Source organism: Wolbachia endosymbiont (group B) of Ablattaria laevigata, from assembly GCF_964277395.1.
Taxonomy (GTDB): domain Bacteria; phylum Pseudomonadota; class Alphaproteobacteria; order Rickettsiales; family Anaplasmataceae; genus Wolbachia.
This window is the reverse complement of sequence record NZ_OZ195519.1, coordinates 1,255,237-1,270,306: the sequence shown is the minus strand read 5'-3', so window position 1 is coordinate 1,270,306 and position 15,070 is coordinate 1,255,237. Positions and strand designations below refer to the sequence as shown.

At 34.3% G+C, this 15,070-nt stretch carries 18 protein-coding genes; 9 read left to right on the top strand and 9 right to left on the bottom strand.

The features are described from left to right. Complete coding sequence (locus ACICP1_RS05960; RefSeq protein ID WP_213864029.1) at positions 1-501, top strand: IS630 family transposase; 501 nt, start codon at positions 1-3, stop codon at positions 499-501. Between the two features lie 136 nt (positions 502-637). Here the strand turns inward: ACICP1_RS05960 and folD are convergent, their stop codons facing one another. The 6 genes from folD to ndk all read right to left on the bottom strand — a co-directional run bounded on the left by folD (position 638) and on the right by ndk (position 5,410). Continuing rightward, positions 638-1,525, bottom strand: coding sequence for a bifunctional methylenetetrahydrofolate dehydrogenase/methenyltetrahydrofolate cyclohydrolase FolD (folD, locus tag ACICP1_RS05955; protein WP_264730344.1), 888 nt, complete (start codon positions 1,523-1,525; stop codon positions 638-640). Next, a complete protein-coding gene (locus ACICP1_RS05950; protein WP_395461285.1) occupies positions 1,509-2,084 on the bottom strand; it encodes a UbiX family flavin prenyltransferase in 576 nt (191 codons plus the stop codon). The genes folD and ACICP1_RS05950 overlap by 17 nt, the downstream gene beginning before the upstream one ends. Beyond that, positions 2,077-2,334 (bottom strand): DUF2312 domain-containing protein, encoded by a 258-nt coding sequence (locus ACICP1_RS05945; RefSeq protein ID WP_064085427.1) that lies wholly within the window; start codon positions 2,332-2,334, stop codon positions 2,077-2,079. The genes ACICP1_RS05950 and ACICP1_RS05945 overlap by 8 nt, the downstream gene beginning before the upstream one ends. Before the next feature lie 9 nt (positions 2,335-2,343). Then, the gene (locus tag ACICP1_RS05940; protein WP_029237684.1) at positions 2,344-3,621 is read right to left on the bottom strand and encodes an HlyC/CorC family transporter; all 1,278 of its coding nucleotides are present in this window, start codon (positions 3,619-3,621) and stop codon (positions 2,344-2,346) included. Positions 3,622-3,689: 68 nt separating this feature from the next. Beyond that, on the bottom strand, positions 3,690-4,868 hold the full coding sequence (locus tag ACICP1_RS05935; protein WP_015587994.1) for an aspartate aminotransferase family protein: 1,179 nt from the start codon (positions 4,866-4,868) through the stop codon (positions 3,690-3,692). Positions 4,869-4,990: 122 nt separating this feature from the next. Beyond that, positions 4,991-5,410, bottom strand: a complete 420-nt coding sequence (ndk, locus tag ACICP1_RS05930; protein ID WP_149168695.1) for a nucleoside-diphosphate kinase — start codon at positions 5,408-5,410, stop codon at positions 4,991-4,993. 114 nt (positions 5,411-5,524) lie between these two features. Here ndk and ACICP1_RS05925 point away from each other — a divergent pair, with 114 nt between their 5' ends. The 3 genes from ACICP1_RS05925 to ACICP1_RS05915 all read left to right on the top strand — a co-directional run bounded on the left by ACICP1_RS05925 (position 5,525) and on the right by ACICP1_RS05915 (position 8,227). After that, a complete protein-coding gene (locus tag ACICP1_RS05925) occupies positions 5,525-6,349 on the top strand; it encodes a hypothetical protein (RefSeq protein WP_264336351.1) in 825 nt (274 codons plus the stop codon). Then, the gene (gene hemH, locus ACICP1_RS05920) at positions 6,346-7,299 is read left to right on the top strand and encodes a ferrochelatase (protein ID WP_007302167.1); all 954 of its coding nucleotides are present in this window, start codon (positions 6,346-6,348) and stop codon (positions 7,297-7,299) included. The genes ACICP1_RS05925 and hemH overlap by 4 nt, the downstream gene beginning before the upstream one ends. A gap of 61 nt (positions 7,300-7,360) precedes the next feature. Then, on the top strand, positions 7,361-8,227 hold the full coding sequence (locus tag ACICP1_RS05915) for a hypothetical protein (protein ID WP_395461284.1): 867 nt from the start codon (positions 7,361-7,363) through the stop codon (positions 8,225-8,227). Here ACICP1_RS05915 and gshA read toward each other — a convergent pair. Further along, entirely contained in the window at positions 8,215-9,372 is a 1,158-nt protein-coding gene (gene gshA / locus ACICP1_RS05910; RefSeq protein ID WP_395461283.1) for a glutamate--cysteine ligase, read from the bottom strand. The two genes, ACICP1_RS05915 and gshA, sit on opposite strands and share 13 nt — an antisense overlap. A gap of 82 nt (positions 9,373-9,454) precedes the next feature. On the opposite strand from gshA, the gene hslV reads away from it, so the two are divergent. Together hslV and hslU are read left to right on the top strand one after the other, a co-directional pair. Further along, the gene (gene hslV / locus ACICP1_RS05905; RefSeq protein ID WP_012481904.1) at positions 9,455-10,009 is read left to right on the top strand and encodes an ATP-dependent protease subunit HslV; all 555 of its coding nucleotides are present in this window, start codon (positions 9,455-9,457) and stop codon (positions 10,007-10,009) included. A gap of 1 nt (position 10,010) precedes the next feature. Beyond that, the gene (gene hslU, locus ACICP1_RS05900; RefSeq protein ID WP_395461282.1) at positions 10,011-11,462 is read left to right on the top strand and encodes an ATP-dependent protease ATPase subunit HslU; all 1,452 of its coding nucleotides are present in this window, start codon (positions 10,011-10,013) and stop codon (positions 11,460-11,462) included. Positions 11,463-11,534: 72 nt separating this feature from the next. Here the strand turns inward: hslU and ACICP1_RS05895 are convergent, their stop codons facing one another. Together ACICP1_RS05895 and ACICP1_RS05890 are read right to left on the bottom strand one after the other, a co-directional pair. Continuing rightward, positions 11,535-12,404, bottom strand: a complete 870-nt coding sequence (locus ACICP1_RS05895) for an FKBP-type peptidyl-prolyl cis-trans isomerase (RefSeq protein ID WP_395461281.1) — start codon at positions 12,402-12,404, stop codon at positions 11,535-11,537. Then, the gene (locus ACICP1_RS05890; RefSeq protein WP_353278569.1) at positions 12,397-13,179 is read right to left on the bottom strand and encodes a polyprenyl synthetase family protein; all 783 of its coding nucleotides are present in this window, start codon (positions 13,177-13,179) and stop codon (positions 12,397-12,399) included. Before ACICP1_RS05890 ends, ACICP1_RS05895 begins: the two co-directional genes overlap by 8 nt. 127 nt (positions 13,180-13,306) lie before the next feature. Between ACICP1_RS05890 and acpP the strand changes: the two genes are divergently transcribed. The 3 genes from acpP (at position 13,307) to ACICP1_RS05875 (ending at position 15,069) form a co-directional block, all read left to right on the top strand. Continuing rightward, on the top strand, positions 13,307-13,567 hold the full coding sequence (acpP, locus tag ACICP1_RS05885) for an acyl carrier protein (RefSeq protein WP_010406451.1): 261 nt from the start codon (positions 13,307-13,309) through the stop codon (positions 13,565-13,567). 6 nt (positions 13,568-13,573) lie between these two features. Continuing rightward, the gene (fabF, locus tag ACICP1_RS05880; RefSeq protein WP_395461280.1) at positions 13,574-14,845 is read left to right on the top strand and encodes a beta-ketoacyl-ACP synthase II; all 1,272 of its coding nucleotides are present in this window, start codon (positions 13,574-13,576) and stop codon (positions 14,843-14,845) included. Between the two features lie 86 nt (positions 14,846-14,931). Next, positions 14,932-15,069, top strand: a complete 138-nt coding sequence (locus ACICP1_RS05875) for a hypothetical protein (protein ID WP_265030755.1) — start codon at positions 14,932-14,934, stop codon at positions 15,067-15,069. Position 15,070: the final 1 nt, after the last annotated feature.

Genomic DNA, 15,070 nt, shown 5'->3' with positions numbered 1-15,070 from the left:
ATTGATAAAATCTCAAAAATAGACCATTCCAGCATCTTATATATAGATGAAGCAGGAGTTGATAATAAGTTATACCGAGAATATGGACGCGCTCCAAGAGGAAAGAAAATTTATGCAGATATTCCAGGGAGAACTCGAGAGAGAATCAGTATAGTAGCCGGGTGGATTGGAAAGAGATTTATTGCACCAATGACTTTCAAAGGTGGGTGTGACAAAGAGGTATTCAATACATGGTTGGAGAAGATGTTATTACCTACATTGCCACTTGGCACAACTATAGTTATGGATAATGCTACATTTCATAAGACCACTAAAACAAAATCATTAATAGAGTCTTTTGGCTGTCATTTGCTGTATCTTCCAACATATTCACCAGATTTGAATCCTATAGAATACTGTTGGCATACCATCAAAAGCCGCCTCAGACCTCTCATGTATAAATATACAGACTTACAGCTTTTGGTTGGTAATACCATAATGGAACTTTATCATCCATTTTAGAAAATACTATAGTAGCTGTTTGATATAAAATTCTATTCTTATACGACAAAGCAGGGGTTTATTGCCCATATGAAGTTGCAAAATTACACAAATAAAAAATTTTTAAACATAGTTGATATCTATTTTTCTTATGCCCTCAATTAATGAAATCAGAAGCATCAACTCCCCGCTGCAAGCAAGCAGCAATTACAGTGTTCATCATAAGAAATGCTATTGTCATTGGGCCAACACCCCCGGGTACTGGAGTAATAGCCTTGACTTTTTCTTTTACTCCCTCAAAGTCAACATCACCCACAAGCTTACTTTGATTTCCCAAGTTAACGCTATTTATGCCAACATCGATCACTATTGCACCTTTTTTTATCCAATCTGCTTGAACAAAATTTGGCTTTCCAACTGCTGCAACTACTATATCCGCTTTAGAGCAATAATCAGCTAAATCCCTACTTTGTGAATGCAAGATGGTAACAGTGCAATTTTCTTGCAACAATAGGTGAAACATTGGCTTACCCACAATATTTGATCTGCCAATGATTACCGCATTTTTACCGGACAGATTATTTTCAACTGACTTAATTAAATGCAAAGAACCTTTGGGAGTACAAGGTATCAGACAATTTTTTTCACCTTTAACTAACCTGCCAACATTCTCATCATGAAAGCCATCTACATCTTTTTCAACACTTACTGTATTAATTATTCTACTTGCACTGATGTGCTTTGGTAAAGGTAACTGAACTAAAATTCCATGCACAGATGAATCTTCATTTAATGTATTAACTTTTTCAATCAATTCATCTTCTGAGATACTATCAGGCAAAACAATAGTTTCAGAACTTATGCCTATTGATTCTGCTTTTCTTTGTTTATTACGAACGTAGACCTGACTTGCTGGATTGCTACCCACAAGAATTACTTTAAGACAAGGAAAAACATTATACTCTTTCTTTAAAATATCAATTTTTTTTGATAGCTCCTCACAGAGATCATTTGCTATTTTTTTACCGTTAATAATAATTGACATTTCCTTGCCACTCCTTGAAGTCAGGTAATGCAATATCAAATAAATTCAATACTTTACCAACAGCATGATTTACAATATCATCCAAAGATTTTGGTTTAATATAAAAAGCAGGCATCGGCGGAGCAATAATTGCTCCCATCTCCGTTAGTTTTAACATATTTCGGAGATGTCCAAGATGTAGTGGAGATTCTCGCACCATAAGAACTAATTTTCTTCTTTCTTTTAGAGTTACATCTGCAGCCCTTGTTAATAGATTGGAAGTCACCCCCGATGCTATTTCAGACATTGTTTTCATAGAACATGGAGCAATAACCATACCTAAGGTTTTAAATGAGCCGCTTGCTATTTTTTCTCCTATTTTTTCTTCAGAATAGTAAAAATCTGCAAGCGATATAATATCTTCAAGTTTTTCTTTAATCTCATGAGCTATAGTTATTTTTCCAGCACTGCTGATCACTAAATGAGTTTCATGATTGGTATTTTTTAGTGCCTCTAGAATCCGTACACCGTAAATAGAACCAGATGCTCCACTTATTCCAATTACAATCCTACTATTCACCTTCGTAATTCATTCCCAATGCACGTTTGTAGGTATAAAGTAATATTTCCTGTTCCTCCCTGTCATCATCATCCATCTTTCTTAGCCTAATAATCTGTTTCATCACTTTTATATCCCAACCTTCATCTGCAGCTTTTGCATATACATCACGAATGTGATCTTGCACATCCCTCTTTTCTTGTTCAAGTTTTTCGATTCTCTCTATATAGCTCTTCAAATCTTCAGCCGTTATTTTTACTGTATCTTCCATAGAACCCAACTAATTAATTGCTACTACAGTATTATCAGTTTTTACTTGTACTTCAATCATAGTAATAATATTTTTATCTTTTTTTAAAATCTTAAAGTAAAAACCGTACATGGAAAACTCTTCATTTTCTTCAGGAATGCGCTCTATCTCGTTTACAATCATACCTGCTAGAGTTGTAGCTTCTTCATCAGGAAGATCCCAATGTAACTGTCTATTAATATCCCTAATAGTAGATTTTCCTTCTATGTGATACATATTATCGGATATCTTTTTTATAAAATTCTCTGTGATCAAATCATGTTCATCTGAAATTTCTCCAACTATTTCTTCCAGTATATCCTCAAGAGTTACGATTCCCTGTAGTGCTCCATACTCATCAATAACAAATGCAAGGTGTTTCCTGTTTTTACGGAAGTTGTGAAGTTGTACACTGAGTGGCGTACTTTCTGGTATAAACCAAGGCTTTGACATAACTTTGGCAATCTCTATTTTATTATCCTTTTCACGCAAGGCATTTATTAGATTTTTCACGTGAACCACTCCAACAATATTATCTGGTTCTTTTTGCCATAAAGGTACTCTGCTATGGCTACTGGTTAAAATCTCTCTTATTAACTCTTCTTTGTTTCGATCTATATCAAGAGAAAATAAGTTTCTCCTGTGGGTCATAATTTGTGATATTTCTGTCTCAGCCAAATCAAGTATACTATTTAGCATATCTAAATCCTGTTGTAACATAGTGCCCTCACTGCGGTGAAGAGTAATCATATTACGCATTGCATCTGCTGCAGATATTACCTCCCTATTCTTATGAAGCCCACATAACTTCAGAATGATATTGACAATAAACTGAATGCCTAATGTCAATGGAGAAAGAACCTTGACAAAAAACAGCATAAAATAAGCAGAAAGTAATGTAAATTTTTCAGGATTTTGCATGGCGTAAGTTTTTGGTAAAACTTCACAAAATAGCAAAATACAAAACGTCATCATGAATGTTGAAAGAAATATGCCCTCACTCCCAAAAGAATTTATAAATATTACTGTAAATAAAGCAGAGCAAGTAATGTTAATAATTGTATTACACAGTAATATTGTTCCTATTGTTAATTCTTTTTTACCTAACAAAAGCTCTATTATCTTGGCTTTTTTGTTACCTTCTAGCTTTAGTTTATTCACTCGGGATCGGCTAATTGAGGTTAACCCTATTTCTGCTCCTGAGAACAAAAACGATAAAATCAATAAGAAAAAAATTGCTGACAATACTGAAATCAATAACCAATCCATTAAAGTATGATGTTATTGCGATATAGAAACAGAGTTGATTTTATATGTTGTAAGAAGCATTTGCAAGTCTATATATCTTTAATATAAAAAAATAAATCATGAAATATATCACACACTGCATTCACATGCATATTCTCAACAACAAGTGGAGGAGTTATTCTTATTACCCTATTATTTAAAATTTTAGTCATTATTAAGCCTTTGTCAAGAGATTGTTTAACAATTTTATCAGCCAAAGGTACTCTAAGCTCTATCCCTATCAATAAACCCTCCCCACGAACTTCTGAAACGATCTTCGGAAATTCTTCAGTCAAAGGCAACAACTTTTCTTTTAGATATTTACTGACCTTCTTAACATGGTCAAAAAAGCCTTCCTTTAGCATTACATCGAGTACTGCATTACCAACAGTCATGGCAAGTGGATTACCTCCATAAGTTGACCCATGAGTTCCTGGAGTGATTGCTTCTGCTATATAATCTTTTACTAAACATGCAGCCAGAGGAAATCCATTACCCATAGCCTTCGCACAAGTGAGCATATCAGGTTCAACTCCTATATTTTGATAGTAAAATAGAGAGCCAATCCGTCCATATCCGCATTGCACTTCATCAAAGCATAAAATTATTCCTTGAGCTTTTGTTATCTCTCTTACTTTTTTAAGATACTCTACGTCCAATGGATGTACTCCGCCTTCACTTTGTATGGGCTCTAAAAATATGGCAGCTGTTTCGCTATTGATTTTCTTTTCTAATGCTTCAATGTTATTTCTTGGAACTTTATCAAAACCAGAAAGGAGTGGAGCAAAACCTTCGCGTGATTTTTCATTTCCCCCAGCTGAAATTGCAGCAATACTGCGGCCATGAAAACCTCCTTCAATTGTAATGATGTGACTGCGCTTTTCTTGTCCATTTAAGTAGAAATAGCGGCGAATAAATTTAATTGCAGCTTCTGTTGCTTCAAGTCCACTTGAGCAGAAAAAAACTTTATCGGCAAAGGTAAGTTCTGTTAAACGCTGAGCAAGCCTTTCCTGCTGAGGAATAGTAAAAATATTAGAGCAGTGCCATAATGAATCCAGTTGCTCCTTCAGTTTATCTGTAATGTATGGATGACAATGCCCTAGAGAGGTTGTAGAAATTCCTGCAGCAAAGTCTAAATATTTTTTACCATCCTTATCGAAGAGATATACTCCTTCTCCTCTAACTATAGAAGCTTCAGATCTATTATAAGCGTTAACAACATGATCCATTTTAAATATTATCTATACTGTGCATGAAAAAGCTTTCCCTTAATATTGCTTAAACTAAAAATTGGGCTAATATTATACAGTTCAACATAAAATTCAGAAATTTAATATGTAAAAAAGTAAAACTACACCAATTCACATTCAGCAAAAAAGAAAGCTATTTCTCTATGAGCATTCTCTAGACTATCAGAACCATGCACTCTATTTTCACTAATATCATCAGCAAAATCACCCCTAATTGTACCTTTATCTGCCTGCTTTGGATCTGTAGCACCCATGATTTGCCTGTATTTACTGACTGCATTTTCACCGATTAAAACTTGAACTATCACAGACCCAGAAGTCATAAATTCCACCAACTCTCCAAAAAAAGGCCTATCCTTATGAATTTCATAAAACAGCTCTGCTTGTTTTTTTGTCAGCATCATCATTCTTTGTGCTATAATTTTTAGTCCAGATTTTTCAATATAAGAATTTATACTGCCTGTAATATTATTTTTTACTGCATCAGGTTTTAATATCGAAAGTGTTCTCTCAATTGCCATATCATTCCCTTATATTAAGATCGTATATTTATAGATTTATTTTATTATAAACTTTGATTTGATAAAAGCAATTTTTCACTTATAGTTAAGAATAAACCATCAAGGAGGTGTTTTATGGGGTGTTGTAATAAAAAAAACAACAAACCAGTCGATCCTAATGTTAAACAATCAATTGAAACTACACTTACTGCTAAAGAATGGGTTAATCAATTCAAGTCATCAATTTTTTGTGGGACAAAAGGATTTTTAACTTTTAATTTGGCATTTTTGAGTTATTTAGAGTATAGCTTACACAATAATACAAAATTAAAAGAAGGCGCTGTTTTTGCAATAAAAAGGAATACTATTCCATTTTTCGAAATGGCTATCATAGTGCCATTTGTTTGTCTTGCATTACCATCTATGATAGGTGGGATGAACCTCATGCATTGTGCGCTTATATGTGCTGCACTGATGGTTGCAACATGTTTTGTTGTGAGAACCTTTTACTTGCGTGAAAAGTTATTGAAAAAAATGACTAATAATGAAAATTATACCGAGGAACAAATAGAGCAGGAATTTAAGAAAGACACTATAAAATTTCCTATCTTTGATAAAAACAGACAGCATATTGAATATAATTCTCCTAATCCAGGACAACTAATGAATGAAAGTCCTCCCTCTCTTTTTGTTAAGGTTTTACTTTTCCCCCTTACGATTTTTCTGAAGGCTCTACAAAGCTGCATAATGATATCTTTGGCTGCTGTTGAACTTCTTGAAGCAGTGCCAAGTTTTTGTGTTGATGTGGTTTTCGATAGAGGCTTTGCATCTACACAGAGTAACATGAAGAGATCTGCTCATCTATTGTATGCCAGTGTAAGAAATTTAGTGCCTGTAACTAAACTTGATGAGTGTGTAGCTGATTTTATAGGCAAACCTGAAGAAAGGTGCTGTCAGTGAAGAAGGCAGTAATCTTATTTAACCTAGGCGGACCTGATTCACTAAGTGCGGTCCGTCCTTTCTTATTTAATCTTTTTTACGATAAAAGAATAATAAATCTACCAAATCCTTTTCGCTTCCTTTTAGCAAAGTTTATCTCCAAAAGGCGAGAAAGTACTGCACAAGAAATATACGAGCACATTGGAGGTAAATCGCCAATCTTGGAGAATACGAAAGCACAAGCTGATGCTTTAGAACTAAAATTAAATGAAAATGGAAACCATGTATATAAGATATTCATCTGCATGCGTTATTGGCATCCATTTGCTGATGAAGTTGTTAAAAGCGTAAAGCAATTCGACCCTGACGAAATCATTCTGTTACCACTATATCCGCAATATTCAACCACCACAACTCTATCATCCATCGAGAATTGGCAAAAAAATGCCAAACTGGAATGTAACACAAAAACAATTCACCATTATTATGACAATGAAGACTTTATTGAAGCTCATGTTAATCTGACGTCTAAATATTATAAATTAGCTAGCAAAATCGGTAAGCCAAGAGTCCTATTCTCGGCTCATAGCTTACCTCTTAGTATCATTAAAAAAGGCGACCCTTACGCTTCACAGATAGAAAAAACAGTAAAATTAATAGTAAAAAAATTGAATATTGAAGATCTTGATTGGGGAATATGTTATCAGAGTAAGGTTGGCCCTGTAAAATGGTTGGAGCCTAGCACTGAAAGTGAGCTATCACGCGCGAAAGACGATAATATACCTGTAGTTTTATCACCTATATCTTTTGTTTCTGAGCATTCTGAAACACTGGTTGAACTTGATATAGAGTATAAAGCAATTATCAAAGACGGATATTACTTTCGCGTACCAACTCTCAGTACTGATCTCTTATTTATCAAGTGCTTGGCCGATTTATGTTTAGATCACTCTCAAAGTACTGATTTATAGCACTTTTCTTTTTAGATTTTTATAGTATAATATTAAAAAGTTATTATTTTATTATCTACTTATGCCAAAAGGTAAGCCAAATACATTTATAGAAAGTATACATGATGTTCACAATCATGATATTAGAAAGATGTATTGTATTGCAGTAGGTTTAACAGGCATATTGTGTAAAATTTCATTGCAATTCTGTTGCGAGTTTATTGATAACAACAGATCCAATATTTGTACTATATTAGATATTTCTAAGTTCATAAAACTACCAACATCAATAATATTTGCTCTTCATTTTGGTCTCAATTTAGCTGGATATAAATCTAAGAAACCTGCGAATGGTGAAGAGGAAAATAAACCTGAAAAACCAATACAGGTTGTAGGTAACTCAGCGTACTTGGCAAGCTGTATCATAGGAATATTGATGCAGGCAAAAATCATTCATTTCTTAGCTAGAAACAACAAGGATGTAATAAGTTATATTAGCTTAACATCAGCAGTTCTATTTCTATTTTCAGAATTCGTAAGCTGTTATTATAAGTGCGAAGAATATAAGGAAGTGCATAAAAAATATCAAGAAGCATGTAAAAAATACAAAAAGGGTGATGACGAACTTACGAAATGTGAAGCTGAGCTTGCTAAATGCAAGAAGAATGTTATGTTTAGCACATTCACTTTGTCATTGGGCTTGTTAAGCTTCATATTAAAAAGAATGGAAATTGCAACTATACCGATAGACTTGGGTGGTGGCATAATCTATAATTTCAACTTAACTGTTACGGTCAGTTTGATACTAAGTATAGCATATCTAGTATCAAACATCGATAAGTTTGTCAATCAACCTAATAATGGTACTGATCCTTCTACTGGATTTGATGACGCTCACCATATTCAGCATAATGGCGGCAGCATTGTAGAAAGTAATTATTCGAGATGAAAAGACTTAATTTCTACTGCCAATGCTAGCACTGCTAATTTGCTAACAATGTTCCAAAGTGGCAGAGTTTTATTTTCTTGGCTGATGTCATAAAATTCACAGTCAGTGGAATTCAAGCTAGAATATACATCTTTCCTGCTATTACATCGGTATAAGTAACATGTTGGAGTATCTCCTATATAGTATATTAGCGGTTCTGCAGAACTACTTTTAAATATGTCAATAGTTGGTACACCTTCTTGTATAATAACACTATTGATTGCTATTCCTTCTTTTATCTTTTTCATTTTATGACGCTTTTTTTTATTGAGATTTAATATTTCCTTTCCACTTGTTGCTGTTATAATGCCCATTCCATATGTGCCATTGCTTGCTTTGATAAAAACGTAAGGTTGTGTTTTTATTTCATATTCCTCATATTTTTTTTGCACTAGAGATAATATTTGGTCAACTTTAGTCGCTACTGCTCCTAGTGATGAATCATCATTAAAGTCAACTCCATTACAGCTTTCTGTAAGCACAGAAATAAGCCATGGGTCCATTTTAAATTCGCCACAAAATTCGGACACTAATTTTTGATAGATTTCAAAATATTGAAATTTCTGCCTACTGTGCCAGCCATATAATGGACTTGGCACTATCTCTTGTTTTACGTTTTCTAGCGTGTCTGGAATGTGGCTCGTCATATCACGGTTCAGTATAATCACATCAGGCACAAATCCTGAAGTTGTCTTCAGCAAAGAGTTTTCTTTCACAACAGTTTCATACTGTTCTATTAAATTGTACGTTTCATTATGAAAGAGGCCAATTCTAGTTTCAAAACCTGCGAGTTGCAGTACTTTCTCTATAACAAATACGTTTTCTATATACATTTTATTTCGTGTGTAATTCTCCGGTATTATAAGAGTCTTTTTATATTGTTTTGTTTCGAAGTAGCTTTTTATCAATTTTGCTGCTATCGCTTTTGATACTTCACTTAGGTTATTAAACCCTGCAGGAAATAAATTGGCGTCTACTGGAGCAATTTTGTAGCCTGAATTCCTAAGATCTATGGAGCTATAAAATGGTAATGTAAAACCATTAAATTTTGTTTTGAACCAATTATTTATATCTTTTTCCAGATTTGGATGAATTATGTTTTGCATCTACACTTTAAATGTTATAAGAAAAGTACTATATTATAAGTTATAATCTTAATATAATATAACGAATTAAAATAACAAAAAAATGATTCATCATGACAGCAGTAAAATGTATGGTACTACTATACTGTCAATTAGAAGAGACAAAAATGTAGTAGTAATAGGTGATGGGCAAGTCTCGCTAGGCCATACCGTTATAAAATCTGGAGCAAGAAAAGTTAGGCGTCTTTCTGGTGATTCCGTAATTGCCGGTTTTGCTGGAGCAACAGCTGATGCATTTACTCTCTTCGAAAGGCTAGAATCTAAACTTGATAAGCACCCAGGACAGTTAATGAGGGCATGTGTTGAACTTGCAAAAGACTGGAGAATGGATAAATATCTAAGAAAATTAGAAGCTATGATGATCGTGGCAGACAAGTCCATTTCATTGGTCATTACAGGAACGGGTGATGTTCTTGAACCTGAAGATGGCATTGCAGCCATTGGCTCTGGAGGAAATTTTGCTTTATCTGCAGCAAAAGCTTTGATTGACGTTGAAGGAATATCAATAGAGGAGATTGCAAAAAAGGCTATGAAGATAGCTGCCGATATATGTGTTTATACAAACCATAATCTAATTATCGAAAAAATAGAGGAGTAATATGTCAAGAACTTTGTGTGCTAATTTTTCTAGTCAATCTGTAGTAGGTCAATTTGATAATAATGATGACTATAATGAGAAAAATATCCTCTATGAAAATGAAGGTACAGGAAGTAGCAGCATTCAAAGCTCACAAGCTTTATTAGATGATCTACCACCACAGAAGATAGTTAAAGAATTAGACAGATTTATAATCGGGCAGAATGATGCAAAGCGCGCTGTTGCTATTGCACTCAGAAATCGTTGGCGTCGAAATAAAGTCCCACTTCCACTACGTGAAGAGATTATACCTAAGAATATACTCATGATAGGCCATACGGGAGTTGGTAAAACTGAAATAGCTCGCCGTTTAGCAAAGCTTGCTGGTGCACCTTTTATAAAAGTTGAAGCAACGAAATTTACTGAAATAGGATATGTTGGACGTGATGTTGACTCGATAATACGTGATTTAGTTGACGCAGCAATAGTTTTAGTTAAGGAAAAAGCACGTAAAGCCTTAACTAAAAAAGCTTTAGGTTTGGCTGAAAAGATAATAGTCAACTCCATGGTTGGTGAAGATGCAACCGAGGAAAGCAAAAAAGTTTTCAGAGAAAGACTGAGAAATAAGGAATTTGAAGATGGAGAAGTTTCTATTAACGTCAGGGAGAGCAAGGGTATGCTACCCACTTTTGATATACCTGGTATGCCAGGTGGGCAAATTGGTGTGATGAACGTAACAGAAATCGTGGGCAAGATGTTTAATGGGAGCAAAAAAACAAAAACTATTACAGTTAAAGTGAAAGAAGCACGTGAAATATTGATTAATGAAGAAAGCGAAAGGTTAATGGATGAAGACAAGATAATCAAAGAAGCGATTGATCTTGTTAGCAATGAAGGCATAGTGTTTTTAGATGAAATAGATAAAATTGCAGCACGTACAGAAATAAAAGATGAAGTCAACAGAGAAGGAGTGCAGCGCGATCTGTTACCACTACTTGAAGGAACAACTGTTTCAACTAAGTATGGCACCGTAAAAACAGACTATATATTATTTATTGCATCTGGTGCTTTTCATTTGTCTAAACCATCCGATCTTTTACCAGAATTACAGGGTAGATTGCCAATTAGAGTGGAACTTAAGGCACTTACTCAAGAGGATTTAATAAAAATATTAAAGGAACCAGAATCTAGTTTGTTAAAACAGTATATAGCGTTAATGAAAACGGAAAATGTAACACTTGAGTTTACTGATGATGGTATAGAAACTATAGCTGAAATAGCTTTTACAGTTAATAGAGAAGTAGAAAATATAGGTGCAAGAAGACTTCATACTGTCATGGAGAAGCTTTTAGATGAAATAAGTTTTATCGCTTCTGAAAAAAATAATGAGAAATTTGTTATAGATAGCAAGCACGTAAGAGATAAGCTTGAATCAATTTCAAAGCAGCTTGATTTATCTAAGTTTATACTTTAGAAGAAACTTTTTCTTTAAGTAATATATAGCACTCAAGAAGTTTTATTTTTTCTTACTTCATAATTCTTTAAGCTATTTTTCAATAGTAGAATTCAAGCTTAAATCAATTATTGCAATATCACAATCTATGCCTTTTGTTAACACATCAGTTAAAAGATCAGGTGGAGAAAGAACTGTTCTTTTATTACCAGCTCTCATTCCCACAACTCCAAGTTCTATAGCAAGTGGTATTTTTTTGTCACCAACTTTAAACTGCACTGTTTGATCTTTGACTATATACTCACCATTATATCTCTTTATGCTATATTGAGCCGATATCTCATCACCACACTTTACTTGTTTTCTAGTTTTGTTAATTAAGTCATTAAAAATCATTAGGTTATTTACTGAATCAGGATATTTATCTTTTACTTCAATCAGTTTGATGTAATAAGAGTTAAAACTCATTTTGTTGTCATCAGCGGCAATAGTAACTACACGCTCTCCACCTTCTTTCATACCTATTACCCCTAAACTCACTTCTTTTTCACCTATTCTCAGAGTAATATCAGAGACTTGACTTGGTAATGCTGCCAGATTGTTGGATATTTTGTACATTTGTAGCAGGACTTCTTGGCCACAGAAAGCCTTACTGCCGCTGCCTTCAGTAATTTCATAAAAGTTTATCGTCTCTTCTTCCTTTTGCTGTGTTATTTCTTCTAAATATTCTGCTAGCCCATGCTTTTCAATATAGCGATCAAGTGCTGATTCAAGTATGGGCTTTACTAGATAACGTGCTATCGTCTGTGTTAAACCATCATGTGTGGCATTTATCTCGTAAAGCTTGTCCTCTTTTTCCGGTTTATCTTTATTTATATAAACAATAGTGATTATAAAAACAGAAGATAAAGTGAGAACCATTACTAGAAAGATAAATATTTGTAATATAATTTTTTTAACCATCTTTTTTTACTTGATTCAATAAATCATATAAGTCATTAGTATTCCCTGAAAGCGTACTTAAATTATCTGAGGCCTGTTTAAAGAGACTATCTATATAGTTTTCCATTTCATTTTTGCCAAGCACGGACATTAAATTGTTTGTTTTATCTTGCTCATAATCTTCAATATCATCCTTAGCTTGAAAAATAAGCCCCAGATTTATTCCATAGTTATATAACGCTCTCCGCTCCTTGGTTGTAGCATTGCCTATTATAGCCCCTATTTCGCATGAAGCTGCAAATAGTTTTGCAGTTTTCATCAAATGAATTTCCTTTATTTTATTCAAATCTGCATCTATATCCAAAATCTGTCCTCCCACCATTCCCCTAACTCCTATCGCTTGAGAGAGCACTTTGATGATCTCACAATTTAACGAAGATAATACCTCAAAAGCCAAAGTAAGTAGTGCATCTCCGGCCAGTACTGCTATTGCTTCACCAAATTTTTTGTGGCAGCTCAGCTGGCCTCTTCGAGTGTCACTATTATCCATGCATGGTAGATCATCGTGAATTAGGGAGTAAGCATGAATAAATTCAATTGCTGCTGCTGCTGTTATTGCTTTTTCAACCTTTATGTTGAATATCGACGAAGATGCTATAACTAAAAAAGAACGTATATGTTTTGCAGGAGCAAGAAGCACATAACGCATAGCTGATATAAGTCTATTCTCGCTATTTTCAGGTAAGAGCTTATTCACTTCTACAACAAGCAAATTTTTTGTTGTTTCGTCTAGCATTTTTAAATTTATTAACTATCGAGTGCTAAGAGATAGGAAGTTTTTAATAGTTTATATAATCATAAAAGCTATTGCAAACATCAAAATTTCTTATAACATCAGAGAATAGGTTATTTTTTAGTAAGAAATGAGCGAATTGGCAAAAAGCACTAGGGAAGATATAGAAGAAAAAGTAAAGAAGATTATACTAGAGCACATCAGTAAGGATGTAGAGGGATTTGGTAGTTCTTCAAAGCTTTCAGACCATGGCACAGATAGTTTAGATGCAGTTGAAATAATCATGGCAGCTGAAGAAGAATTTGGTATAGAGATTCCTGATGAAGATGCACAAAAAATGGAAACTATGGAACAGATAGTTGAATATGTAGTAAACAAAGCAAACAATTGATGTTGAATGAGCAGAAGAGTAGTAGTTACCGGTGTTGGCTTAATTACTCCACTAGCAGCAGATGTTAATAACACCTGGTCAAAGCTGAAAGAAGGTAAATCTGGCATCAAAGCAATCAATACAGATAGGTTCGACTCTTCTGATCTTGCTTGCAGAGTTGCAGGGCAGGTGCCTGTGCAATCCGATAACATTGAGCATTATTTTAATCCACCAGATTATATTTTTGAAAAAGACCTAAAAAGAACAGATCGTTTTATTCACTACGGAATTGCAGCAGCTATTCAGGCAGTAGAAGATTCACTAATTTTGGAAAATAAAAATATTAATAAAGAGCGAATAGGTGTAACTGTTGGTTCTGGTATAGGTGGTCTTCCATCAATTCAAGAAAACGTAATTACCATGCAAGAAAAGGGACCTAGGCGTGTCAGTCCATTTTTTGTTCCTTCAAGTCTAATAAATTTAATATCTGGCCATGTTTCTATTAAATACGAATTTACAGGTCCAAATGACTCAGCGGTCACTGCATGTGCAACAGGTGCACATGCGATTATAAACTCAGCAAGAGCTATAAAACTCGGTGAAGCTGACATTATGATTGCAGGCGGAGCAGAAAGTGCACTATGTAGAATTGGAATTGCAGGTTTTGCTTCAATGAAGGCGTTATCAACTAAATTCAATGATAATCCTGAAGAATCCTCAAGGCCATGGGATGAAGAACGTGATGGATTTGTCATGGGCGAAGGAGCAGGTATATTAGTGCTGGAAGAATATGAACATGCAAAAAAAAGAAAAGCAAAAATATATGCAGAACTCACTGGATATGGGTTAACAGGAGATGCGCACCACATCACAGCACCACATCCAGAAGGAAGAGGCGCACTTAAGGCAATGGAACTTGCTTTAAGGAGTGCACAAGTAAGCCCAAGTCAAATTGGGTATATCAATGCACATGGAACTTCAACAAAACTTGGGGATAAAGTTGAAGTAATAGCAATGAAGCAGTTATTCGGTGACTATGCCTATAAAATACCTGTTTCCTCGACTAAATCTTCTATAGGACATTTACTTGGTGCCGCAGGAAGTGTTGAAGCAATATTTAGTATCCTTGCATTAAACAATGGAATTGTTCCACCAACTTTAAACCTACACAAACCTTCAGAAGGGTGTGATTTAAATTTTGTACCACTTAAAGCTCAAGAGCATAAAATTCAATATGCGCTTTCTAATTCATTTGGTTTTGGTGGTACCAACGCGTCTCTCATCTTTGGAAAGGTGTAGTTAATTATGCTATTTTGAATCGACTACGAAAATGTTATTCGAGTAGCTGAAACTAGAATCCAGTTAAATTGGTCAGCATAAAAGTAATGTTGAAATATAACATTTTGATGATGATGAAGAAATGGATCCCAGTGTCAACTACTCGAATGACAGAAGAAGAAAAAGCAAAATTTTGCCTTTTACCGCTAACCTATTATACTTACTTGATAAGTTCTATCGCTTGAT

Coding starts and splice junctions, on each gene's coding strand:
- folD (WP_264730344.1), bottom strand. CDS start 1,525: ATGTCAATTATTATTAACGGTAAAAAAATAGCAAATGATCTCTGTGAG.
- ACICP1_RS05945 (WP_064085427.1), bottom strand. CDS start 2,334: ATGGAAGATACAGTAAAAATAACGGCTGAAGATTTGAAGAGCTATATA.
- ACICP1_RS05940 (WP_029237684.1), bottom strand. CDS start 3,621: ATGGATTGGTTATTGATTTCAGTATTGTCAGCAATTTTTTTCTTATTG.
- ACICP1_RS05935 (WP_015587994.1), bottom strand. CDS start 4,868: ATGGATCATGTTGTTAACGCTTATAATAGATCTGAAGCTTCTATAGTT.
- ndk (WP_149168695.1), bottom strand. CDS start 5,410: ATGGCAATTGAGAGAACACTTTCGATATTAAAACCTGATGCAGTAAAA.
- ACICP1_RS05925 (WP_264336351.1), top strand. CDS start 5,525: ATGGGGTGTTGTAATAAAAAAAACAACAAACCAGTCGATCCTAATGTT.
- ACICP1_RS05915 (WP_395461284.1), top strand. CDS start 7,361: ATGCCAAAAGGTAAGCCAAATACATTTATAGAAAGTATACATGATGTT.
- gshA (WP_395461283.1), bottom strand. CDS start 9,372: ATGCAAAACATAATTCATCCAAATCTGGAAAAAGATATAAATAATTGG.
- hslV (WP_012481904.1), top strand. CDS start 9,455: ATGATTCATCATGACAGCAGTAAAATGTATGGTACTACTATACTGTCA.
- hslU (WP_395461282.1), top strand. CDS start 10,011: ATGTCAAGAACTTTGTGTGCTAATTTTTCTAGTCAATCTGTAGTAGGT.
- ACICP1_RS05895 (WP_395461281.1), bottom strand. CDS start 12,404: ATGGTTAAAAAAATTATATTACAAATATTTATCTTTCTAGTAATGGTT.
- ACICP1_RS05890 (WP_353278569.1), bottom strand. CDS start 13,179: ATGCTAGACGAAACAACAAAAAATTTGCTTGTTGTAGAAGTGAATAAG.
- acpP (WP_010406451.1), top strand. CDS start 13,307: ATGAGCGAATTGGCAAAAAGCACTAGGGAAGATATAGAAGAAAAAGTA.
- fabF (WP_395461280.1), top strand. CDS start 13,574: ATGAGCAGAAGAGTAGTAGTTACCGGTGTTGGCTTAATTACTCCACTA.
- ACICP1_RS05875 (WP_265030755.1), top strand. CDS start 14,932: ATGTTGAAATATAACATTTTGATGATGATGAAGAAATGGATCCCAGTG.